This is a genomic window from Microcoleus sp. AT8-A3, from assembly GCF_036705675.1.
In the GTDB taxonomy this organism is placed as follows: Bacteria; Cyanobacteriota; Cyanobacteriia; order Cyanobacteriales; family Microcoleaceae; genus Microcoleus.
Genome location: NZ_JAUBVD010000002.1, coordinates 112147 through 133717, shown reverse-complemented (window position 1 = coordinate 133717; position 21571 = coordinate 112147). Strand labels below are relative to the sequence as shown.

22 protein-coding genes are annotated in these 21571 nt (G+C 45.4%); 11 read left to right on the top strand and 11 right to left on the bottom strand.

Translation table 11 applies throughout. The features are described 5' to 3' along the window. Positions 1-268: 268 nt before the first annotated feature. Positions 269-1036, top strand: coding sequence for a twin-arginine translocase subunit TatC (tatC, locus tag QUB51_RS02110; protein ID WP_333055366.1), 768 nt, complete (start codon positions 269-271; stop codon positions 1034-1036). Positions 1037-1292: 256 nt separating this feature from the next. On the opposite strand, the gene QUB51_RS02105 is transcribed toward tatC, so the two are convergent. After that, a complete protein-coding gene (locus QUB51_RS02105) occupies positions 1293-1601 on the bottom strand; it encodes a carbon dioxide-concentrating mechanism protein CcmK (RefSeq protein WP_333044070.1) in 309 nt (102 codons plus the stop codon). Positions 1602-2169: 568 nt separating this feature from the next. Then, positions 2170-2487 (bottom strand): DUF3067 family protein, encoded by a 318-nt coding sequence (locus QUB51_RS02100; protein WP_333036983.1) that lies wholly within the window; start codon positions 2485-2487, stop codon positions 2170-2172. Between the two features lie 214 nt (positions 2488-2701). Here QUB51_RS02100 and petC point away from each other — a divergent pair, with 214 nt between their 5' ends. The 6 genes from petC (at position 2702) to QUB51_RS02070 (ending at position 7909) form a co-directional block, all read left to right on the top strand. Next, complete coding sequence (gene petC, locus QUB51_RS02095) at positions 2702-3244, top strand: cytochrome b6-f complex iron-sulfur subunit (protein WP_333055285.1); 543 nt, start codon at positions 2702-2704, stop codon at positions 3242-3244. A 158-nt stretch (positions 3245-3402) separates the two neighbouring features. After that, positions 3403-4392 carry a cytochrome f gene (petA, locus tag QUB51_RS02090; protein WP_333055287.1) on the top strand — a complete coding sequence of 330 codons (990 nt, stop codon included), beginning with the start codon at positions 3403-3405 and terminating at the stop codon, positions 4390-4392. Between the two features lie 105 nt (positions 4393-4497). Continuing rightward, positions 4498-5349, top strand: coding sequence for an alpha/beta fold hydrolase (locus QUB51_RS02085; RefSeq protein WP_333055289.1), 852 nt, complete (start codon positions 4498-4500; stop codon positions 5347-5349). A gap of 159 nt (positions 5350-5508) precedes the next feature. Beyond that, complete coding sequence (gene psbQ / locus QUB51_RS02080; RefSeq protein WP_333055290.1) at positions 5509-5952, top strand: photosystem II protein PsbQ; 444 nt, start codon at positions 5509-5511, stop codon at positions 5950-5952. A 295-nt stretch (positions 5953-6247) separates the two neighbouring features. Continuing rightward, positions 6248-7375: an FAD-dependent oxidoreductase gene (locus QUB51_RS02075; protein ID WP_333055291.1), complete on the top strand. Its 1128-nt coding sequence runs from the start codon at positions 6248-6250 to the stop codon at positions 7373-7375. A gap of 51 nt (positions 7376-7426) precedes the next feature. Beyond that, positions 7427-7909 (top strand): hypothetical protein, encoded by a 483-nt coding sequence (locus QUB51_RS02070; RefSeq protein WP_333055292.1) that lies wholly within the window; start codon positions 7427-7429, stop codon positions 7907-7909. 5 nt (positions 7910-7914) lie between these two features. On the opposite strand, the gene QUB51_RS02065 is transcribed toward QUB51_RS02070, so the two are convergent. The 4 genes from QUB51_RS02065 to QUB51_RS02050 form a co-directional block, all read right to left on the bottom strand. Next, positions 7915-8262 (bottom strand): hypothetical protein, encoded by a 348-nt coding sequence (locus tag QUB51_RS02065; RefSeq protein ID WP_333055293.1) that lies wholly within the window; start codon positions 8260-8262, stop codon positions 7915-7917. Next, positions 8250-8819, bottom strand: coding sequence for a hypothetical protein (locus tag QUB51_RS02060; protein WP_333055294.1), 570 nt, complete (start codon positions 8817-8819; stop codon positions 8250-8252). Before QUB51_RS02060 ends, QUB51_RS02065 begins: the two co-directional genes overlap by 13 nt. A gap of 140 nt (positions 8820-8959) precedes the next feature. Continuing rightward, the gene (locus QUB51_RS02055) at positions 8960-9376 is read right to left on the bottom strand and encodes an NUDIX hydrolase (RefSeq protein ID WP_333055295.1); all 417 of its coding nucleotides are present in this window, start codon (positions 9374-9376) and stop codon (positions 8960-8962) included. Between the two features lie 390 nt (positions 9377-9766). After that, positions 9767-12397 carry a M1 family metallopeptidase gene (locus tag QUB51_RS02050; protein ID WP_333055367.1) on the bottom strand — a complete coding sequence of 877 codons (2631 nt, stop codon included), beginning with the start codon at positions 12395-12397 and terminating at the stop codon, positions 9767-9769. Between the two features lie 225 nt (positions 12398-12622). Between QUB51_RS02050 and QUB51_RS02045 the strand changes: the two genes are divergently transcribed. Further along, complete coding sequence (locus tag QUB51_RS02045; RefSeq protein ID WP_333055297.1) at positions 12623-13705, top strand: class I fructose-bisphosphate aldolase; 1083 nt, start codon at positions 12623-12625, stop codon at positions 13703-13705. A gap of 280 nt (positions 13706-13985) precedes the next feature. Continuing rightward, positions 13986-14867 (top strand): CRISPR-associated endoribonuclease Cas6, encoded by an 882-nt coding sequence (gene cas6, locus QUB51_RS02040; RefSeq protein ID WP_333055298.1) that lies wholly within the window; start codon positions 13986-13988, stop codon positions 14865-14867. Here cas6 and QUB51_RS02035 read toward each other — a convergent pair whose 3' ends face one another. Together QUB51_RS02035 and QUB51_RS02030 are read right to left on the bottom strand one after the other, a co-directional pair. Next, the gene (locus QUB51_RS02035; RefSeq protein WP_333055299.1) at positions 14868-15194 is read right to left on the bottom strand and encodes an antibiotic biosynthesis monooxygenase; all 327 of its coding nucleotides are present in this window, start codon (positions 15192-15194) and stop codon (positions 14868-14870) included. 119 nt (positions 15195-15313) lie between these two features. Then, positions 15314-16273: an Rpn family recombination-promoting nuclease/putative transposase gene (locus QUB51_RS02030; RefSeq protein WP_333055300.1), complete on the bottom strand. Its 960-nt coding sequence runs from the start codon at positions 16271-16273 to the stop codon at positions 15314-15316. A 170-nt stretch (positions 16274-16443) separates the two neighbouring features. Between QUB51_RS02030 and QUB51_RS02025 the strand changes: the two genes are divergently transcribed. Together QUB51_RS02025 and QUB51_RS02020 are read left to right on the top strand one after the other, a co-directional pair. Further along, positions 16444-16911 carry a response regulator gene (locus tag QUB51_RS02025; protein ID WP_333055301.1) on the top strand — a complete coding sequence of 156 codons (468 nt, stop codon included), beginning with the start codon at positions 16444-16446 and terminating at the stop codon, positions 16909-16911. Between the two features lie 100 nt (positions 16912-17011). Next, the gene (locus QUB51_RS02020) at positions 17012-17305 is read left to right on the top strand and encodes a DUF2103 domain-containing protein (protein ID WP_333055302.1); all 294 of its coding nucleotides are present in this window, start codon (positions 17012-17014) and stop codon (positions 17303-17305) included. Here QUB51_RS02020 and QUB51_RS02015 read toward each other — a convergent pair. From QUB51_RS02015 to QUB51_RS02005, 3 genes are all read right to left on the bottom strand, one after another. Then, a complete protein-coding gene (locus tag QUB51_RS02015; RefSeq protein WP_333259992.1) occupies positions 17294-17920 on the bottom strand; it encodes a HEAT repeat domain-containing protein in 627 nt (208 codons plus the stop codon). The two genes, QUB51_RS02020 and QUB51_RS02015, sit on opposite strands and share 12 nt — an antisense overlap. Before the next feature lie 401 nt (positions 17921-18321). After that, positions 18322-20316, bottom strand: a complete 1995-nt coding sequence (locus QUB51_RS02010; protein ID WP_333259989.1) for a hypothetical protein — start codon at positions 20314-20316, stop codon at positions 18322-18324. Positions 20317-20715: 399 nt separating this feature from the next. Further along, entirely contained in the window at positions 20716-21555 is an 840-nt protein-coding gene (locus tag QUB51_RS02005) for a HEAT repeat domain-containing protein (RefSeq protein WP_333259986.1), read from the bottom strand. Between the last annotated feature and the right edge of the window lie 16 nt (positions 21556-21571).

Below are 21571 nucleotides of genomic sequence, written 5' to 3'. Positions count from 1 at the left end.
TTTAGAGGCTGTCAGTAACTTAGAAGACGAAGCAGTTAGCGAGGAAAATAGCATTGCACCCATCGCCGATGATTTAGAGGCTGTCAGTAACTTAGAAGACGAAGCAGTTAGCGAGGAAAATAGCATTGCACCCATCGCCGATGATTTAGTGGATGTCAGTAACTTAGAAGATCAAAAAGTTAGAGCTAAAAATAGCATTGCATCCATCGCCGATGATTTCGAGGGTGTGAGTAACTTAGAAGAAAAAGCAGTTATCCCGGAAAATAACATTGCACTAATCGCCGACAGTTTTCTGGGTTCCCGCAACCTAGAAAATGAATATCTCGATGAACTTCCCGACGAAGTTGAAATGTCTTTATTCGAGCATTTAGAAGAATTGCGTCAGCGACTTTTTTACTCGCTAATTGCAGTAGTAATCGCTGTAATCGGTTGCTTTTTCACAGTTAAACCTATCGTGCAACTGCTCGAAGTACCGGCCGGGCCCGTCAAGTTTCTGCAACTAGCTCCCGGCGAGTATTTCTTTGTTTCTATTGAAGTAGCCGGATACAGCGGTTTGCTCATCGCCAGTCCGTTTATTTTTTACCAGATAGCGCTGTTTGTTCTCCCCGGCTTGACTCGCAAAGAACGCAGGTTGCTGGGGCCTGTGTTTTTCGGTTCGAGTTTCCTATTTTTGGGCGGTTTAGTCTTTGCTTACATTGCTCTGATTCCGGCGGCGCTCAACTTCTTTGTTACCTATGGGGCTGATGTTGTAGAGCAGTTGTGGTCGATCGACAAATACTTTAAATTTGTGCTGCTGTTAATGTTCAGCACCGGCTTAGCTTTTCAAATCCCGATTCTCCAAGTATTGCTCGGTGTTTTGGGCATATTTTCTTCCAACCAAATGCTTTCCGGCTGGCGGTATGTAGTCTTGGGAGCGGCAGTTTTGGGAGCGGTTTTAACGCCTTCTACCGATCCTTTAACGCAAAGTCTTTTAGGAGGTGCGGTGCTGAGCTTGTATTTTGGCGGGGTTGGTTTGGTAAAGCTTTTAGGGCGGTAAAAACTCCACCGAAAGATCGATCGACTCTCAGCAAAAAAATATAGAGACGCGATCGCCCGCGCCTCTATAATTACTAAAAGTTAAAATTCCACACCAAAGTTTTGTCAAAACTTTGACCCCGCGTAAAAGCAGGTAAAATCCCGCGACTTAAGGAGTGGAACACCCAAAATTTTAGACTAAGTTTCAAGCTCTCAGATTCAATACAAAAGTAAATCTAAAATCTAAAATCTAAAATCTAAAATCTAAAATCGACTGACTACATTCGGAACTGTTCGACTTCAGGAGTGTAGCCGATCGGCAAAATGTAATCCAGATTCTCGTGGGGACGAGCAATTATGTGATACGATAGCAACTTTCCGCCATCGACCTTTTTAACTGATTCAATTCCAGCAGCAACGGCTGCTTGCACTTCAGAGACATCTCCTCGCACTATAATTGTCCAGTAGGCGCGGGTTATTTTCTCATAGCGAACTAAAGTAACACGGGCTGCTTTCACCATTGAGTCCGCAACTTCTACTGCAGCGGGAAATCCTAAGACTTCAACCATTCCCAGTGCAACACCCATTACAACATTCTCCTAAATTTCACAAGATATCTGACACTCATTGTAGGTGAAATTGTTGACAGAAATTGGTTCGGATGATTTTGGTAAGCATGAAGGACGATCGCCCAAAATTTAAAAAGCCCCTAAAAAGCCCCACAAGCTGTTGCGGCATTTAAATCCCACAGCAGGGCGCGCGCAGCAAAGCCCGCCACACAAGACTTTGAATCAAAACAACTGTGCAAATTAGATGCGCCACAGCTTAGTTTCTCACCAGCGGCAAGTCGTATGACAAGCTCGCCGATCGATTTTCGGGACTTTGGGCTCAACTCATCCAGCCGCGGCGCGACACAAAACTTTAGGGAACTCCCCCAGAGCCCGGCTGTGGAGTCAATCGATTGCGCGATTTTAGATTTTAGATTTTAGATTTTAGAATTGAAGCATTGACTTGCGCGAGATAAATACGTTCGGCAAGTTTCATCGGATACAGGTTTTTTATTTCTCGATCCTGAGTCTGCGCGTTGGAATGAATCACGTGGCGGGTATCCTGGATGATGAAGGTCAATCTCAAATCTAAAATCTACTGAGTGATTCAAAACTCGTCTAGCAACCACTCCGAGGCTCTTTCACCCAAATCTAGAGGAACGCTGACAGCTTTACCCAAGCGCGGGCGATCGCGAGTAGTTACGATATATTCTCTCACCTGTTCTGTACTCCCCCAGCCGTTGAGGTAATTGGCCACCGCATCCAAATGCTCAAAATAATCAGCCTCCGTCATCGGAAAAGATGCCTGTTCTAGATATTTCCACATAACTTGCACAAAAATCTTGCCCCGCGTTCGCCGCAATCTGATATCGTAAGACTTTCCCCATTTTTCTAGCAGTAGCTGGTGTAAATCCTGGCCCGTCATGGTTGCTCCTGAGTTAATCCATTAAACAATAAAAGACAAAGTTCAAAAAATGTAATAATACTCTAATAAAGGCTGGAAGGCGCATTCTTAAAAGGAATTTTCGTTGCCTAAAATTTGTGCGAGCAGATTAACGGCAATTATCCCAGTTGTCTGCACGTAAAGGTTCGCGCTCCAGCTAACAAACAAACGTAACTTAAAACCGTAAAGGCAGGTCATGGCTCAATCTTCTGCTGGAAATCCCGATGTCCCCGATATGGGGCGTCGCCAATTTATGAATTTGCTGACGTTCGGTACAGTCACAGGTGTGGCACTGGGCGCACTCTATCCCGTTGTCCAATATTTTGTTCCTCCAGCGAGTGGGGCAGTTGGTGGCGGAGTGACAGCTAAAGATGCTTTGGGTAACGACATCATCGTTAGCGAATATTTGGCTTCGCACCCTGCGGGCGATCGCAGCTTAGCCCAAGGTCTCAAAGGCGACCCCACCTATGTTGTGGTGAAAGAAGACTTATCTATCGCCGACTACGGCATCAATGCAGTCTGCACTCACTTGGGTTGCGTCGTGCCTTGGAATGTTAGCGAAAACAAGTTTATCTGTCCTTGCCACGGTTCTCAATACAACAATGAGGGCAAAGTGGTGCGCGGCCCCGCGCCTTTGTCTCTGGCCCTGGCCCACGCCACTGTCGCAGATGACAAAATCGCTTTTACAACTTGGACAGAAACTGATTTCCGCACCGGCGAAGCACCTTGGTGGTCTTAAACAATTTTGGATTTTAGATTTTAGATTTTAGATTGGGGTCAGCGGTGAAAATCCAAGATAATTGCATCCCTAAAACAGTCTAATAATCCGAAATCCAAAATCCAAAATTCAAAATCTAAAATTCACGCATTGTCTGACCTTTGAGATTGAATACTCTAATGCCACAAACTAATTTATCTGCGATATTTCGCCGCAGTGCCAGGACGATCGCGAAAACAGCCTTAATTGCGATCGCAGCCGCAGGATTTTTCCTAACCAGCGACATCGCACTTCCCCAAGCAGCATTTGCTTACCCTTTCTGGGCACAGCAAACAGCACCCGCTACTCCCCGCGAAGCAACAGGTCGCATTGTTTGCGCTAACTGTCACCTCGGTGCAAAACCGACTCAAGTTGAAGTACCGCAATCTGTTTTGCCTGACACTGTTTTTGAAGCTATTGTCAAGATTCCCTACGATACTAGCGTGCAACAAGTTGTCGGCGACGGCAGCAAAGGTGGCTTGAATGTCGGCGCAGTTGTGATGTTGCCCGAAGGTTTCAAGATTGCTCCCGCTGACAGAATTCCCGAAGAAATGAAGGAAAAAGTCGGCGATCTTTACTTCCAACCTTACAGCGAAACCCAAGAAAATATTGTTTTAGTCGGCCCAGTACCGGGAGAACAGTACAAAGAATTGGTATTCCCAGTTTTGTCGCCGAATCCGGCAACTGACAAGTCCGTTCACTACGGCAAATACCAAATTTATGTGGGTGGCAACCGCGGCCGCGGTCAGGTTTATCCTACTGGCGAAAAGAGCAATAATACAGTTTACAATGCTTCGGTAGCTGGCAGCATTTCTAAGATTGCTCAACCGGAAGCTGGCGGTTATGAAGTGACCATTCAACCTGCAGAAGGTGCAGCCGTTGTTGATACGATTCCCGCAGGCCCAGAACTGATTGTTACCGAAGGACAAACAGTTGCAGCAGGCGAACTTTTGACGAACAATCCTAATGTGGGCGGCTTCGGTCAAAAAGACGTGGAGATCGTGCTGCAAAGTGCCGATCGCGTTAAAGGATTGATGGCTTTCGTAGCTTTGACCATGCTGGCTCAAATTATGCTGGTTCTCAAGAAGAAACAGGTCGAAAAAGTTCAAGCTGCTGAAATGAATTTCTAAACGCGGCTGTAATTAGTTGGGTAAGGTACTATGTGCACACCCAACTATTAGGTAAGTAGGGCGGGGAATCCCCGCCTTATTGTTTGATAAATAACCAGTAAAATAATGTCAATTGATGAGAAAATAGTTGAAGTAGGCCCGCTGCAATGGTTTTATCGGGAAACAAATCCGGTTAACGAAACTGGTAAACCCCCCGTACTGCTGCTGCACGGTTTGCCGTCCCAGAGTTTTACCTGGACTGTAATGATGCCGGATTTGGCGGCAAGCGGATTTAGATCGATCGCCCCAGATTGGGTGGGTTACGGGCGATCGACAAAACCAGACAAGCGCGACTTTGCCTACACTCCCGATGCTTTTGTTGACGCCCTCACAGGCTTTATTCAAGCTCTAGAATTAGACCGATTTTACCTCGTTGTCCAAGGATTTTTAGCTTCAGCCGGCATTCAATACGCTTTACGCAATCCCGATAAAATTGAGCGTCTAGCCGTTATCAATACACCAGTTTCAGGAAATATAAAATTGCCTTGGAAAATGCAGCAGTTGGGGCTGCCTTTTATTGGCGACATGATGACGCAAGACCCGCTTTTGGTTGACAGAACTCTCGAAGGTGGCAGCGGTCAGACAATATCAGACAAAGATTTAGATGTTTACCGCCGCCCGTTTTTGAAGAGTTCGGATGCAGGTCGATCGCTGATGAATACAGTCCGCAATATTCAATTGCCGCAGTCAATGGCAGAAATTGAATCCGGCTTGAAAGGATGGACTAGACCAACTTTATTTGTCTGGGGTTTGACAGATCCTTGGCTGAGTGTTGAACCTGCTAAAAAGCTAGTCGGTTCCCTGCAAAATGCAGAGTTAGTCACACTGGAACAAGCGGGGCATTATCCTCAAGAACATTGGTCAGAAAAAGTTGGCGATGCTGTGATCACTTTTCTGCGCCGCCAGGAGGTAAAATAATATTTTGTACATAACTCTCGGTGCTGGGTCAGCGAAGCAGAGCCAAAGCATCTGCGTTTTCAGGCAGAGCCTTGGAACGAACACGAGCAACCCCGTACCCGCCCTGTGCCCGCTCGCAACGAGCAATCTAAAATCTAAAATCTAAAATCTAAAATCGACATGACTCGTCCCCGTTCAATTTTTGCCTTGATGATGGCGTTTTTGATGGCATTTCTGGTTAGTTGCAGCAGTGTCGAAGCAAAAGTTCCAACGACTTACACAGCAGCGCAAATCCAGCAAATAGAGCGCTATGTTCCTACCCTGACAGATTTCCGATCGCGCATGGACAAATTGGGCACCCTAATTCAAAAACGGAATTGGGTTGATACCAGAACTTACATTCACGGGCCTCTAGGCGACTTGCGGAACACCATGAAAACCGTTTCTGCGAGTTTGTTGCCTAGTTCTCAACAACAAGCTGTTGATTTGACCAAGAGTTTGTTTGCCGATTTGGTTAACATCGATCTTGCTGCTAAAGACCTTGACTATGCAAAAGTCACGGCCAGCTATCAAAAAGCTGTCAGTGATTTCGATGCCTTCTTGCAGTTAATTCCTAAAGCTTAATTAGCCTTAACTCACATCTGGCATCCAGAACAGGCAAGATGCCTGTTCCACAAAGAAACAATCAGTTTTCTTGTGCGGGTATCATTCTCAAGAACAGGCAAGATGTCTGTTCCACAAAGAAACAATCAGTTTTCTTGTGCGGGTATCATTCTCAAGAACAGGCAAGATGCCTGTTCCACAAAAAAACAATCAGTTTTCTTGTGGGGCGGGCATCTTGCCCGTCCGAAACAGGTTTATATGGACAAAACCTAGGAAGCAGTTAATCTAAAATCTAAAATCTAAAATCTAAAATTGAATGGTTCGTGTTGCAATTATTGGTTGCGGTATTGTTGGGGCTTCGATCGCCTTTGAACTAAGTCAATTTCCCGAACTGAAAGTTACTGTGTTCGACAAACAGCCGCCTGCTGAAGGTTCTACTGGCGCGGCACTCGGTGTTTTGATGGGAGTTATCAGCCACAAAACTAAGGGCAGAAATTGGCAGTTGAGGGAAACCAGCCTTCAGCGCTACGAAACTTTGATTCCAGAATTGGAAGCAGTTACGGGGCGAAAAATTCCTTTTAACAAACAAGGAATTTTAATGCTGTGTTCGGAGGGAGAGGATTTAAGTAAATGGGAAAAATTGATAGGAACTCGCGAGTCTCAAGGTTGGCAATTGGAACTTTGGGATCGGGAACGAGTGCGCGATCGCTGCCCTCATCTTGCTGTAAAGGATAACATTATTGCTGCGATTTATTCGCCTCAAGACCGGCAAGTCGATCCGACGGCGCTAACTTTGGCTTTGGTTGAGGCTGCTAAACTCAAAGGAGTTAATTTTGAGTTTGGAGTGGAAGTTCAAGGCATTACTGAGTTGGATTCTCAGGTGTCTGAGATTCAACTCCCATCTTCCATTACTGTCAATAAGTCTTGTGGAACAGGCATCTTGCCTGTTGCTGAAAATTTCGATCGACTAATTGTGGCGGCTGGTTTGGGTTCTGCTGCTGTGACTGCATCGTTAAATCAGTTGGTTGACATTCGCCCGGTGTTGGGACAAGCGCTGCATTTGCTGACGCCCAATCCTGTAGGAAACCCAGATTTTAGCCCGGTAATTTCTTGCGATGACGTTCACATTGTGCCTGTGGAAAATCAGGAATATTGGGTGGGGGCGACGGTGGAGTTTTCCGAAAATGGCGGGGAAATTCAGGCGAATGCTGATATGTTGGCGCAAGTGATGGCGAGGGCGATCGCACTTTGTCCGGCCTTAGCATTCGCCTCAATCATCAGGAAATGGTCAGGATTGCGCCCGCGGCCGGAAGGGCGACCGGCCCCAATTATCGAGACGCTTCCCGGTAACGATCGCGTTCTCATCGCCAGCGGCCACTATCGCAACGGTGTTCTGCTGGCCCCTGCAACAGCGCGATCGATTCGAGAAATGATTTTGCAATAATTAACAAATGTTAATATAATCAAGATAGCAATTCATATCTTACATCTAAATATGTCCGACAAACCTTTAGGTAAACCGCGCTCTTTGTGGCGAGTAATTTTGCTGTCTGGAGTCAGCTTGCTGCTATATTACGGATGGTACAAATGGATTATTCAAGAAGAATTGCGTCGCTATAACGGCAGCGGTTGGTCGGGAACCCTTTGCTTGCTTCCCTTTGTTTTAGGAGTAGCCGTCCCCCAAGCTTTGCGAATATTCGACCCTGACGTTCCCGGATGGTTTGGTTGGTTTTCCTTGCTGGGTATTGCTTGGATTTACATCGTGCAGTTCAAACTTTACAAGACAGTTAACGAATTGTACCGCCAAGAAGGAATCAAAGAACCGCTAACAGTTTGGTGGATTTTTGTACCAGGTTTAAATTTAGTTGTCGGCTTGCGGCAAATTCACTTTTTGAGCCAGTTTTGGGCGAGAAAACAGGGAATTGAAGTTAAGGATAACTTAGCCGAAAGTATTCCTTTTCTGTCAGCTAACGCTTAAATAAATTAAGCTCCAATCGCTTGACGCTGCGAGTAAATTTCTTCTATAAGCAGGTCACGCAGTTCATCCGCAATGTCCGTGGGAGGGTTGCCTGCGAGGGCGCGTCCAATCAGCCGTTCTGCTTGCCGGAGTTGGGCACACTCAATGGCAAGTACGGCGGCGCTCCGATGCAGTATAGAACGAGTAGGCTCAAAATCCCACTCGTTTGCTACTAAATCCGCTGCCGCCCGTTCTTTCGCAAAGGCGGCTCTGGTGAGTGCAGTCACTTGGTCGATATCACCGCACTGACGGGCGAAAACTGCTCGATCGACCAGTTCCATTGCTTCATGGTGAAGGGCTTCTACGGTCTGCATTTTTTGACGATCCGTGCTTTGGGAGTACCGAACTCAATTACAGATACATAGCCAGGAGCTACGTCATCTGAAGGGCGGATTTGTTCTAATTTTATGTTAACTCTGGCTTGAATAATGCTGTCAGAACCTTTACGAATGCCGGAGACTTCTAAGCGGGCTTTGCGCTGAAATAGCGTGCCTGGATCTTCGAGCGAACCCAGCCAAAAGTCAAAACCTAACCCTTTACCTTTGACAGAACGTTCGATGATGGTGAGTCCAGTGAGGTGAGGCATGATCAACGCCGCGATACCGTAGGCTCCATATTCAGTGGCAACTTCTCGATCGGCATTGAAGCGACGGATGGTATCATCGATCGCATCCCATTGAATTTGGATTTCACAGGGTTGAATCCCCTCGATTGTCAGCTTCACAGGGATAGAGTGTCCTCCATCGTCGAGGCAAACGGCGGCGGCATCTGCACAGATGGCTCCGAAGGTGAGTGACCAGCCTGGACGTTCGGGCTTGTTCTCGCGCAGGTCATTGAGGGAGAGAATTTTAATCGGGTTAAGGTGGGTCATCAGAGGAGATGGCTCCGGGCGATCGCATCTCCAGAATCATAAAGCATATAGTCTTCAGTCATTTTGTTCTTTTAGCGGGTTCACCCGAATTTATGGTTGAAAACCAAAGTATTGGTAAACCCGCTCTTACCGATGACTCTTCACCAGAACCGATTCGGCAAATCCGCCAAAATGAGTTTGAGTTCCGGTTCATTAACCCGCTTAATTGCTTTAGGAATACTTACCCACTGCCGCTTTCTCTTGCTAGCTTCCGGCCAAATTTCTAGAACTGCTTGCACTTGCATTAAAAATACTTCTACCTGACAAGTATAGCCGGACTTTTGATACTCGTAAGTTCCCAGCAAATCCGGGAAGACTTTACCCAACAAACCTGCTTCTTCCCAAGCTTCCTTGGCAGCAGAATCTTGGGGAGTCATGTCAGGTTCAATTAATCCTTTGGGAATCACCCAGCGCTTGCTAGCAGAAGAAGTAATCAGCATTACTTCTATTTGTCCGTCTTGAATGCGATAGGGAATTACCCCCGATTGATCGACCAGTAAAGCGATTTTTATACTCATGATTTCTGCAATATTTCTGGCTGCAAAATCTGCTGCAACTTGATTGACATAGGACTAAAGAAACCGGGTTTTTTGCCGACTCTCCGGGCTACAGCGCAGGATTTTCGTAAAAAACCCGGTTTCTCGCCACCCGTGCATAACTCCGATTAATAGCTGCCAACTAAACAATAAAAACTGCACGCCTGATTTTCTACACTTCCCAAGTTGAGACAGCAATAAATTGGATAATAAACATATTTGGCTTTTCCTGTCTGTCGAAAATAGGAAATTCCCCTGCACTCCCACTGAACAATAATATTATTATAATAAATTCGCCAAATCCTCTACCGACAAGCAGATAAAAGCCGATCGCCAATATCTGCCTTTATCTGCGTCGGTAGGATTTTACGCCTAATCTTTCTTCGCCTTAGCCTCCAAATTTTCCATCCGACTCCTCAAATCTTGATTCTCCTTTTTCACCTGGTCTAATTCCTCCCGCAACTGCTTTACCGCTGCATCAGAACCAGCATTTTTCTGCACTCTTTGCACAGCTTCATCAGCCATGCGGCGGACGCGGCCATCGGGAGTTTGGTCAGCTAAAGAACGCAAAATGCGAATTGCTTTGCGAGTTTGCATTTGTCCCAATCCCACTACTACAGAGACTTGAGTCAAGAAAAACGTCTCTTTAGATAATTCTGCCAATCGCTGCAAAATCCGTTCTAAATTGACCTTCGTTTGACCAGTCGAAATTGTGCCCAAAGAGCGAATTGCAGCCAAGCGCAAAGCTTGCGGAGTACCGGCGGCTGTGTATTTCAAAATTAAATTCAGCGCATCTTCAGAAGTTTTCATCTGCGCCAAACCGGATATCGCACCCGATCGCACTACCTCATTCCACCCCTGACGCTCTTTGAGCACCAATTTTAACTCTTTGAGTACCTGTTCGTCGGTTGGTTTTTCGTCGGGGTTAGCTGCTGAGATTCCGCCAATAGCAGTCGCTGCTGCTGCTTCTACATAATAGCTGTCGTCCCCTTTTTCGACGATCGATCTCAGCGCTTTATAAGTTTCGTGAGTTTGAATTTTACCCAGCGCATTCACCACAGCGCGACGAACACGAGCATCTTTATCTTTTAAACCACTTACTAAACCTTCAAAAACTTGGTCGAGTTTAATTTCAACTAACTGACCGGCAACTTCTGCCCGTACTGCCCAGAACGGCTCTTTCTTGAGAACTTCTGACAGCGTTTTCACAGCTTCTAGCCCTCCCTTCTTCGCCAAAGCTTGGGCAGCGTAAATCCGGGAAACCGGGTCTGGATCGAACTGCAACTGAGCTTTTAGTTCCGCAACTCCATACTCTAACACAACTGTTTTTAAGTATTTATTGCCGACATCAAAACTGATATATGCAGGCTTCTGTTCTAGGGGGAAATAGAAGCTTTGCTCGCGCTCATGCACTCGGACTGTGAAAGTTTTTAGGTTCGGGGTTGAACGTGCCCAACTGTCATCGTCTGCTTCTTTTTCTGGCTTGTAACCGAAGCCGATCGGGATTTTTAGGTCAAAGACATCTTTGCTGTTGCTGTTGCCATTCTTGCTATCTTTTACCTGAGTTTGGGTGACAGTAACTTTTGCTAACTTGCTGTCGCCATCCCAGGAATAAGCAACTTTATAATCGGGATGACCGCCGCGATAAACGTACTGGTCAAACAAAAACATGAGATTGCGACCGGTAGCCTTTTCTATCGCCCTGAGCAAATCGATGGTTTCTACAGTTTTGTGAGCGTTATCCCGCACAAAAGTGTGAATTGCTTTGTAAAATAATTCGTCGCCCAACTCGGCGCGAATCATGTGATAGACGCAAGCGCCTTTTTCGTACAAATGGCGATCGTACAATTCGATTGCTTCGCGGTAAACGTGAGTAACAATGGGGCGGCGGTAGCGGGAACTATCTTCAGCTAAATAATTGCGGGCTTCATTTAGCATATAGTAAGCCGCGTCTTCTTTGCCATATTCTTTGTCAGTCCACAGCACCTCGGAATAAGAAGCCATGCCTTCTTTCAGCCAAGCGTGAGACCAATGTTTAATTACTACTAAATCGCCGAACCATTGGTGAGCTAGTTCGTGGGCGACTAAGCTTTCAGTACCGCGATTGTCGAGGGCGGCGCGTTCGTCTAACAAGCACCTATCTGTCAGCAAAGTTGTGGAAGTATTTTCCATACCGCCGAAGATAAAATCATCGACGCAGACTTGAGCGTATTTGGGAAAAGGGTAAGGATAGCCAAATGCTTGAGAGAAGAATTCAATCATTTGAGGCGTTTTGCCCATGCTGCGCTTAGCGTCTGCTTCGCGGCTCCTTTCCACGTAATAATTAACTGGTTTGCCGTTCCATTCGTCTTTAATTTCGGCAAAATCTCCGACTGCTAAGGTCATTAAGTACGTCGGGTGTACCTGGGTTTGGGACCAGTGATAAATTTTATCGTCGCCTTCGTTTTTTGTACTAATTAATTCGCCGTTGGAAATAGCAAAAAGTTGTCTCGGCACTTGCACTCGAATTTCCGAAGTTGCCAACTGTCCGGGATAGTCGAAACAGGGAAACCAGAAACGGGAATCTTCGTCTTCGCCTTGAGTCCAAACTTGAGTAGGTTTGTCTGGATAGTGTTTGTCCGGGCCGACGAAATAAAGGCCACGTTGGGGTTTTTCGACCCAGTAGTCGATCGCAATTGTAATTGGTTGGTAAGCTTCTGTTGGTTCGTGTAGTTGAATTTGCAGCACTTCGCCATCGCTGTCGAAATTTTGCTCAATTTCGCCGACTTTTACTGATTTAATATTCAGGTTGACAGCATCTAAGGTTAATTTGTCAATACCGCTGCGGACTGGATTGATGCGGATGCTGCAAGTGCCACGAAAGCTTTGTTTGGGAATATTCAGCACTAAGTCGAGGAAAATATGCTCTACTTGACCAGGGCGATCCGGATTGTAATGCGGCCGAGCACCGGGCATCTCAAAGGATTTGTGAGCGTTTTCAGAATCGAAGTAAGTATTTGACATTGTGATGGCAAAGTTGTGAGTCGAGCGGCGATCGCTGGCAGCGCCGATCCGGCTGAACTGCCAGCTTATTATAGAGTAGCGCGTCCTAGCTGCTGTTGTCGCTAATTTGTTAAAAACTGGGTCTATCGTTGAGGGGATGGAAAATATGATTTTTTCGTTACAATAGTCAGCAAGGTTAATGTCTGCAATCATCAGCCTGTAATTGAAATTCAGAGGGAAATCTGTATGACAGCTACACTATCAGTTCCCAATTCCATCGAGTCTTGGCTGGGCGACGAAGCCGAAGACTTGCTCACCCATCAAGCAAAAGTTCCTAAAGATTTGTTGCACCTGCCGGGCCCGGATTGGGTCGATCGCATTTTTGCTCAAACCGATCGATCTCCTCAAGTTTTGCGATCGCTTCAGCAACTCTATTCTAGCGGACGCTTGGCAAATACCGGCTATTTATCCATCCTGCCAGTAGACCAAGGAATCGAACACTCTGCCGCCGCTTCTTTTGCACCGAATCCCATTTATTTTGACAGCGAAAACATCATCAAACTAGCAATCTCTGCTGGCTGCAATGCTGTCGCGACAACCCTGGGAGTTTTGGGAAGCGTATCTCGTAAATACGCGCACAAAATCCCTTTCATTGTCAAGCTCAATCACAACGAATTGCTAACTTATCCCAATCAATTCGACCAAATAATGTTTGCTTCAGTGGAGCAAGCTTGGAATTTGGGAGCAACAGCAGTCGGAGCCACAATTTATTTTGGTTCCCCGGAATCTACGCGACAAATCCAAGAAGTCAGTCAAGCTTTTGCTCACGCTCACGAATACGGCATGGCGACAATTCTGTGGTGCTACCTCCGCAACGATATCTTTAAACAAGACAAAGATTATCACGTTGCAGCCGATTTAACCGGGCAAGCAAATCACTTGGGAGTGACAATTCAAGCTGACATTATCAAGCAGAAATTGCCCGAATGCAACAACGGTTACGAAGCTGTTGCTAAAGCAAGCGACAAGACTTACGGCAAAACCGACAAGCGCGTTTATTCGGATTTGACAACGGATCACCCGATCGATCTAACTCGCTATCAAGTGCTCAACTGTTATGCGGGAAGGATGGGTTTAATTAACTCCGGCGGTGCTTCCGGTAAAAGCGATTTTGCAGAAGCAATTCGCACGGCGGTAATTAACAAGCGGGCTGGCGGCTGCGGCTTAATTTCCGGTCGCAAAACTTTTCAGCGTCCCTTTGAAGAAGGCGTAAAATTGTTCCACGCCATTCAAGATGTTTATTTGTCGCCTGAAATCTCGATCGCCTAAAAATTTCCCGCACTCAATATCACCACCTAAACCTAGGGTGCACTAGGCGTACAAATCCCCCTCAACGTAAGGTGCAGAGTGTGCACCTTACGTGATTAAAATTCTTTAATCTAAGGATCGCGAATTAAATAACTTACAATTTTAATTGTTATTGTGGGATGGGCGGGACGCCCATCCCACAAACTTGTGGAAGTTATTTAATTCTCATTCCTAAGTGCCAACTTAGCTGTAATATTAATACGAGCTGAAAATATATAGAGACACAGTATAGAATTTAAAAATGCCGCACAGCCTTGTTTTAAACCTGCTGCCAGTTGCACCAATTCCATCCCAGTTTTTAACGGGGCGACATCTCCACGCTTTGTTTTTGAATCTTGTGAGTGCTGTAGACAGCGATTTGAGCGCGTACCTGCACGATCAATCTCATGAAAAAGCTTTCACTTTAAGCCCTTTTCAAGTAAGCAGAAAAGAGGCTTACAAAAGCAGCACGCCCCAGCCACAAAAGAGAGTTTTGCCTCCGGCTTCCCGCACAATATCTCCGGCCCTACAGTGGGAACACAAGCAAGCTATTCAGGAAAATACGCCGATTTGGTGGCGAATTTCTCTGCTGGATGACGGTTTGTTCGATCGCCTAACTCAACTTTGGCAGCAACTTAATTTCGCTCGCCCCTGGCATCTGGGCCCGACAAATATATACATTACTAATATTTTGAGGGAACCGCAATCCAACCAGCCGTGGGTAAACTTTTGTAGTTACACCGAATTGTTCGAGAGAGCTTCGGAAACTGAGCGCCAAATAGCTTTTAGTTTTTGCACTCCTACTAATTTTCGGCAAGGTGTCTACGATAGTGCTATGCCCACTCGTGAGAGTATTTTTGGCAGTTTAGCGAATCGCTGGAACAAGTACAGCCGGATGGCGATCGAACCTACTTTCACAGAAGCTATTTTTCCCAGTTTCTTCGATATCAGAACAGAAGTTAGTACGGATTCTCGCAGTAAATTTATTGGCTGCGTCGGCGATATTAGTTACCGAATTATGGGAGATATAGCTCCTGCTACTATCAAGCAAATTAACACTTTAGCAGATTTTGCGCTTTACAGCGGAGTCGGGCGAAAGACGCCGATGGGCATGGGAATGACGCGCCGATTGCAGGTTTTTTAATCATTCACTTTTTGGCTGAATTTCACTAACAATTTCATAAACATCAGTGTCTGGTATTTTCGCAAACAAAGGCGCCATCTGCTTCAATATTTCCTGATAAGCTTCGCTTTGATTGGCTGCCATATCTTCTACGCTTTCCCAAAAAATGATGGCAATACCTTTGTCTGTATTGGGCAATTGCAGCAGGTATGCTCCCTTAAAACCTGTGGCATAAGTTGCAACGGCTTTTTCAAAAAGTTGCTCTGCAGCTTCAAATTTTCCTGGTTTAAATTCGCCAATGGCAACGTAGGCAAACTGATGTCGGAGAAAGTCTAGAAATTCTGACATATCTTTTTCCTCACTTAATAGCGATACACTAAGTTATATTTTACCCGATCGCCCGAAATTTGTGAATATGGCTGTTTATAAGTCGATCGACCTAAAAAAACCTCACAGCGCTCTCTCTCTTATTCTGCTCTATCCAACCAAACCATTAAATCGGATAAACTAGAAAATCCGACTACCTCCTCCACCAAACTCTCTAATTGCTCAACCGATAATTCCCCAATCCGCGAAACTACATCGGGATTTACGGCTCCTACACGTCGCTCCAGCAGACGCAGAATTAATGCTCTTTGGCCTGCTCTAATCCCTTCTTGCATCCCTGCTTGACGGCCTTCTTGCATCAATTGAGCCCTAGCTCGCTCCAAACCTTCTTCTATACCTCTAGAAACTATTCCCCGCTGTTCTTCGATCGCCGCTTCTTGGGCTTCCATATCCTGGAACTCTTTCAAGCTTAAGTTAGCTTCATTGGCAATTTGAAAAGCTTTTTCTAGTTCTGGAACTGTTTCCATTGTGGCTGGGATTGTTTCTAGATCGGGAGTGTGCTTCATAAAATAAATCCATTTATCAGTCAAACTTGTGAGTTCATCTAACTCTTTTTTGAACTTCGGCAATTCCACAAAAAACATTTCAACTTGGAGATGGGGATAATCAAATAGTTTCTCTTTTTCCTTGAACACAAAATGAGAAATAACATCAGGTTGTTCTTTAAACATTTCAAAATCAGTGATCGTCAAAGCAATTACTGGTTTTAATCTAGGATAACCTTCTCTGATTTTGAGTTGGTTGGCATAGGTTTTGGCTAGGTTGTAGACGACTCGTTTTTCAAAAGCGGCTACATTCAGAACTTGCATTTCAATAATTACCGTCTTGTTGCCCGTAATTCGAGCTTTGACATCCAAATAACTATCTTTGAGTCCGCTAACGGTAGCAGCCGAGTAAGGGTCAATAATTTGCAAGTCTTGGATGATTGGCTCACCGGCGTAAATTAGAGCATTTAAGAAGCTGATGAGGATGTCTTGGCTGTCGGTGGAACCAAAGATTTTTTTGAAGGCAAAGTCTGTTTTAGGGCTGATAAATTTCATGATATTTTTCCCGAACTGTTTTATTGATTTATGAAAAATTTTGAGCTAGTGCGATCGCTTCGGGGCTGCGAAAACTGGGTAGCTGCAATAGCCCACTTGAATTTAGGAAAATACGGGTGATATAAATTTAACATACAAGTAAAAATAAAACCAACATAAAAGTAACAAAAATGACCAAAATATTAGTAATTGAAGACAATAACTTAATTCGAGAAACCGTATTAGAACTTCTGCAATCGCGCGGTTTTGAAGCTGTGGGTGCTGAAAATGGAAAAGTCGGTATCGAGTTAGCAGCCCAAATTCCAGATTTAATTTTGTCAGATGTCATGATGCCAGAGCTAAACGGTTTTGAAGTATTCGCAGCCGTGCGATCGCACCCTGCAACCGCCAGCATTCCGTTTATTTTTATGACAGCCTCCGAAATGGAAAAAGCCCTGGAACTCAAAGCAGACGGCTATCTCCAGAAACCTTGCAGCCTAGCAGAAATGCTCGCGGCGATCGCCACTCAACTAGAAAAACCGACAGTTAGCAACCCACAACATCAAAAAGTACAGGACAATTCTGCACCATCAAATCTCAGCTTGCGCGCCAGCCATCAAAAATCTCGGTTTGAGATTGCCTCGGTTTGCTCGCAATAACACGCACAGTAACGTTATTGATACATAAGTTGAGGGAATTTCAAATTGGTTCCCCCCAGGGGTGGCTTAGACTGGGTATGTTGAATTTGGTTAAATATTTATGAACGCACAACCCAAAGGCCGCCTAGTTTGGAATCACTCTACCCACCTTCCCGGTTTGATACCAATTTTAGAGCGCCTCACCCTAAAAATGGGCATTCAAACAGTCACTCCCGGCGTCATCAACAAAGTTAAAGGACACATCCCCCGCATGACATTAAGAGTGTCAGTACCCATCCGCGGGGGATTTAAAATCATCGCCAGACAGGGCAAAACCGTACAAGAAGTCTTTATATTAACCACTCTCACTCAAGGGGACTTGGAAGAGACGATCGCCCAAACCCTACCCAAGTGACAATTTTTCCTTAGCAAGCAAAGCCCGAGCCCTAACTGAAGTAGTTTCATCGCTTTGGGTGATTTCCTCAAGTCGGGCCGAAACTTCCGCTAACCAATCCGGTTTAACAGTCGCAGCACCCGCCAAAGCTTGCAAACCCCCCGCTGCTGCGTAGCGCACCACCCATTCTGGATCTCGGGACGCTTGCAGTAGCGTTTTCACAGCGCGAAGTTGAGCATCTGCAATTTGTTCTGCCGGCATCAATTCCCAGCAAATCGTCCCCAAACCCCTAACCGCCGCCCGCCGCACGCTCAAAGCAAAGTCATTCGCCCCTGCATCGAGCAAAATCTCCAAACCCCTGGGGTCGCCAATTCCCGCCAAAGCCCGAACAGCCCAAGCTCTCGCCCCGTAATTGTAGCCGTCAAGCTGTTCTAGAAGCGGCAGCACGGCAGCTTCTCCGAGTTGAATCAGCCCGTCAACGGCGGCAACAGCGGCGCCTGGGTTGTTGTAACCGAGGACTGTAATTAAGGTAGGAATTGCTTGTGTTGAGGGAGTCGCCGCCAGTGCTTTGACCGCATTTAACAAGCCTTCGGAAGAATCTGCTTTTTCGACAGCCTGAATTAGTTCTAATGCCATTTATTTGTAAGCTTTACCGTGACTATTGTAATTGTAGGTTGGGTCGTAAATTTTTGACCCCACCCCAACCCTCCCCTTATCAAGGGGAGGGAGTAAGAAATTTACAAATGATTTAGGATGGCTATATTGTAATTGTAGGTTGGGTCGATCGCGCGATCGAACTTTTTGCAGCGTGCGTGAGGCGCGGCGATCGACTTGAAAAGCTTACCCTACTCGAAGTAGGACAGTCTGAGGAATGAGAATTAAATAACTTCCACAAGATTGTGGGATGGGCGTCCCGCCCCTCCAAAAAGGACGGGCGGGACGCCCATCCCACAATAACAATTAAAATTGTAAGTTATTTAATTCGCGATCCTTAGTTAAAGAGTCGAATCCGCAAAAAACTCGACTCGATACCCGCGCTAGGAATTCTTGCGCTGTGCATCCTCACCGCCTTCGCGCTTCCGATAAGCCTTAGCCCAAGCATAGCGCTGCGGATCTTTTTTCAGCAGATATTCCACAACTTCCCGACGCTTCCCATTTTTAGCATTTTTGACAACCCGCTTCATTTCCGCATCCTGATCTCTGGGTGAAGCACCGCGTTTAATTGCCTCATTAAACCAACGCTCACCCTCTAAAAATTGACCCCGCTCAAAACAAATAGCTCCCATCAAAGTGTAAGGATGATGACTCTGAGGCTGATACTCAATAGCTTTTAGCGCACATTTTTCGGTATCATCTAGTTTATTAATATCTCGAAAAGCACCGCCCCTAGTTGTTAGCAAAGCGGACTTGAGCTTATTTTCTTTAATTTTGTCTAAGTCCAGATTTTCTGTCAGGTTCAATGCACTTCTCGGTTGCTCTGCCTTCCGCCAATGACTGCTGGCATTAGCCAAGTTCCATTTATTTCCAGTGCCTTTGTACTGCTGTTCATAAAAAAGTGCTTCGATTTTGTGGTAACCTGTAAAAATCTTGCCAGAGAACAGTCTCTGCCCTTGATATCGGCGTTCTTCCTGCCACCCATAATAGCTATAGCTGGGTTGAGATGCTTCAATTTTATTCTCCTCAAGCCAAGCAACATCTGTTGGTTCCAGTCGCTCTCCTTTATCCAGTTTTTGCAGAATTACGTATAACGGACTAGAAGGTGTCTTATCTTTATAGTTCGAGACATCATACTTAGACTTCAGAGCAGCAAATTCCTTTTCTTGGGCAAAAGTAATTACGTCTTCATATCCATTCTGTTTTAGCCAATCAATATCAGCCTCACTTAAATGCTCTCCCGATTGGATTTTGGATTTCAGACTAGCAGCATATTTGTCTTGGGCAAAAGTAATTACATCATCACGTCCATTCTGTTTCACCCAATCAAAATCAGCCTCACTCAACGGCTCTCCAGATTGAATTTTGGACTTGAGACTAGCAGCATATTTGTCAAGCGCCAGAGTAATTGTCTCGGTCAGTTTACGCTTTTTCAGAAAGTTAATATCCTGCTCACCTAGCGGATTGTCTAAATCAATTTTCTTGAGAACTTTATACAGATGGCTAGAGAGCGATGAATCCTCATAAGTAGTAGCTTTATACTTAACTTTCAGTTCAGCAAAGTGTCGTTTCTGTTCAATCTCCAAAACAATGCTAAGCGTTTCGCTAAGTTGATGCTCTTCTAGCCAGTTAAGTTCTGACTCGCTCAACTGCCGATCTGCCTCAAGATTTTTCAGGATGGGATACAACGGACTTGATACAGATGTTTCTGGGTATTCACTAGCTTTGTACTTATCCTTGAGTTGGGCAAACTTAGCTTCCCGTACAGCTTTTTGTTGCCAAAAAATTTCTAGAGTATCAACCAGTTGGTTATTGAACAGCCAGTTAGCCTCTACATCACTTAATATTTCTCGTGCATCCAGTTGCTTGAGAATTTGATACAAGGGGCTATCAAGTGAACAATCTGGGTATTCAGTTGCTTGGTACTTAGCCTTTAGTGCAGCAAATCGCGCCATCTCTTGAACGATAGCAACTGTTTCAGTAAGCCCCTGTTGTTGCAGGTATTTAACTTCTAAGTCAGTTAGCTGATTTTCTGAGTCAAGTTTCCAAAGGATAGGATACAAAGGACTGGATAGCCGTAAATCGCGATGTCTGGCTACTTTGAACTTAGACTTGAGTTGAGAAAAATTAGCATCTAGTTTTGTTCGTTCTTCAGCCTTATGTAGTGGCTCTTGCTCGATAGCTTTTATTGTTTCCAAAAGCTCTTGGTTTAGTAACCAATCCCACTCGAAGTCGGTAATTGCACATTCTAAATCAGCTTTTCGCAGAATGAGATACAGAAGACTACAAGGAGATGAATCTTCATATTTTGTTGCTTGATACTTGGACTTAAGCGCTGCAAAATGTTGCACCTGGACTTCAAAAGGATCGTTGCTCATGATGAATCCCCCGATTTATACTTCTAGTCGCTACACAACCATCTCCCAGCATTCCGCGATCGCCCGCAGTCAAAACCCAAACTTTTTTAACTGAAAACTCATCCAGATGGTAATATTATTTTAACAGTTCGGTTTCACCAACTACAGCTACAAACCTCAGTATTTTCACTGAAATTTATAATAATTAATACTTAAAGCCTCGTTTCTTATTCCATCAAATCATCAGCCATCGGTTCACCGGGATAAAAGCGAGAAAATAGCAGTTCTCAACTCCATGAAATACAGATATGCGGTAGGGAAACAGCACGGCGCTGTGTCCTGAAATGTGCTGTCTATTGAATGTACGGCAGACTATTGAGAATCTCTACAGCAATCCTATTTTAGTTGTGAACTAATTTTTCAAAGTAAACTATCCATTAAATCCATAACGCGGATAGCTTCATCTGACAAAGATAGAGATTCTTGTTGATTGAGGTGATGCTCCAAAACTCCTTTGAGCGCAATCAATTTCAGGCTATTTTCTGCTAAAGTCTCAGAAATAGCTTGCGCTCCCGGCAAATAGCCGATCGCCCCCAAGTCCATCAAAGCCGATCGCCTCAACTGCAAATTATCCCCATTCAAAGCACTTACCAACCGCTCTCCGTACACCCGCTCACCAGTTAACTGATACATCGCCCGCGCCGCAGCGTACTGCACCCGCTCCACAGAATGTTCTAAAAAAGGTGAAATTAGCGGTATTGCTTCTGTCGCTTGCAGGGTTCCCAAAGCTTCAATTACCGAGTCGTAAGGTTGCACGAGGTGCGATTTTCCTGGCACTCGCACAGCAACAGCTACGCCCCCATCCAATAGCTTCATTAGCGGCTCAATAGAATCGCGATAGCCCAGCATTTCTAGAGCTTGAGCCGCCGCTTCCCGCACGTAATAATCAGCGCATTCCAAACAGCGAATCAGGGCCGGTAAGGCTTGTTTGTCGCCCAATTTACCCAGAGCCCGCGCCGCATTTCGCAATAGGGAATAGTCGCCAATTTTTGTTTGTTCTGACTCTTCTTCCAATGCGGCAATTAAAGCTGCAATAGCTGCCGGTTCCTTGACTCGAAATCTGCCCACCCACCAAGCAGCATAATACCGGAGACTGTAATCTTGGGAGTGCAAATTTGCGATCGCCTGTTCAACAGTTAAAGACTCGCCCTCAGCTACACCCGCCGGCGGTGAGTCGGATTCGTAATAATTCATAGTCATTAGTTATTAGTTATTA

Coding starts and splice junctions, on each gene's coding strand:
- QUB51_RS02060 (WP_333055294.1), bottom strand. CDS start 8,819: ATGACCCACCTTAACCCGATTAAAATTCTCTCCCTCAATGACCTGCGC.
- QUB51_RS02055 (WP_333055295.1), bottom strand. CDS start 9,376: ATGAGTATAAAAATCGCTTTACTGGTCGATCAATCGGGGGTAATTCCC.
- psbQ (WP_333055290.1), top strand. CDS start 5,509: ATGACTCGTCCCCGTTCAATTTTTGCCTTGATGATGGCGTTTTTGATG.
- petC (WP_333055285.1), top strand. CDS start 2,702: ATGGCTCAATCTTCTGCTGGAAATCCCGATGTCCCCGATATGGGGCGT.
- QUB51_RS02105 (WP_333044070.1), bottom strand. CDS start 1,601: ATGGGTGTTGCACTGGGAATGGTTGAAGTCTTAGGATTTCCCGCTGCA.
- QUB51_RS02010 (WP_333259989.1), bottom strand. CDS start 20,316: ATGAGCAACGATCCTTTTGAAGTCCAGGTGCAACATTTTGCAGCGCTT.
- QUB51_RS02005 (WP_333259986.1), bottom strand. CDS start 21,555: ATGACTATGAATTATTACGAATCCGACTCACCGCCGGCGGGTGTAGCT.
- QUB51_RS02100 (WP_333036983.1), bottom strand. CDS start 2,487: ATGACGGGCCAGGATTTACACCAGCTACTGCTAGAAAAATGGGGAAAG.
- QUB51_RS02020 (WP_333055302.1), top strand. CDS start 17,012: ATGAACGCACAACCCAAAGGCCGCCTAGTTTGGAATCACTCTACCCAC.
- QUB51_RS02075 (WP_333055291.1), top strand. CDS start 6,248: ATGGTTCGTGTTGCAATTATTGGTTGCGGTATTGTTGGGGCTTCGATC.
- QUB51_RS02070 (WP_333055292.1), top strand. CDS start 7,427: ATGTCCGACAAACCTTTAGGTAAACCGCGCTCTTTGTGGCGAGTAATT.
- QUB51_RS02035 (WP_333055299.1), bottom strand. CDS start 15,194: ATGTCAGAATTTCTAGACTTTCTCCGACATCAGTTTGCCTACGTTGCC.
- QUB51_RS02030 (WP_333055300.1), bottom strand. CDS start 16,273: ATGAAATTTATCAGCCCTAAAACAGACTTTGCCTTCAAAAAAATCTTT.
- QUB51_RS02065 (WP_333055293.1), bottom strand. CDS start 8,262: ATGCAGACCGTAGAAGCCCTTCACCATGAAGCAATGGAACTGGTCGAT.
- cas6 (WP_333055298.1), top strand. CDS start 13,986: ATGCCGCACAGCCTTGTTTTAAACCTGCTGCCAGTTGCACCAATTCCA.
- QUB51_RS02015 (WP_333259992.1), bottom strand. CDS start 17,920: ATGGCATTAGAACTAATTCAGGCTGTCGAAAAAGCAGATTCTTCCGAA.
- QUB51_RS02045 (WP_333055297.1), top strand. CDS start 12,623: ATGACAGCTACACTATCAGTTCCCAATTCCATCGAGTCTTGGCTGGGC.
- petA (WP_333055287.1), top strand. CDS start 3,403: ATGCCACAAACTAATTTATCTGCGATATTTCGCCGCAGTGCCAGGACG.
- QUB51_RS02025 (WP_333055301.1), top strand. CDS start 16,444: ATGACCAAAATATTAGTAATTGAAGACAATAACTTAATTCGAGAAACC.
- QUB51_RS02085 (WP_333055289.1), top strand. CDS start 4,498: ATGTCAATTGATGAGAAAATAGTTGAAGTAGGCCCGCTGCAATGGTTT.
- QUB51_RS02050 (WP_333055367.1), bottom strand. CDS start 12,397: ATGTCAAATACTTACTTCGATTCTGAAAACGCTCACAAATCCTTTGAG.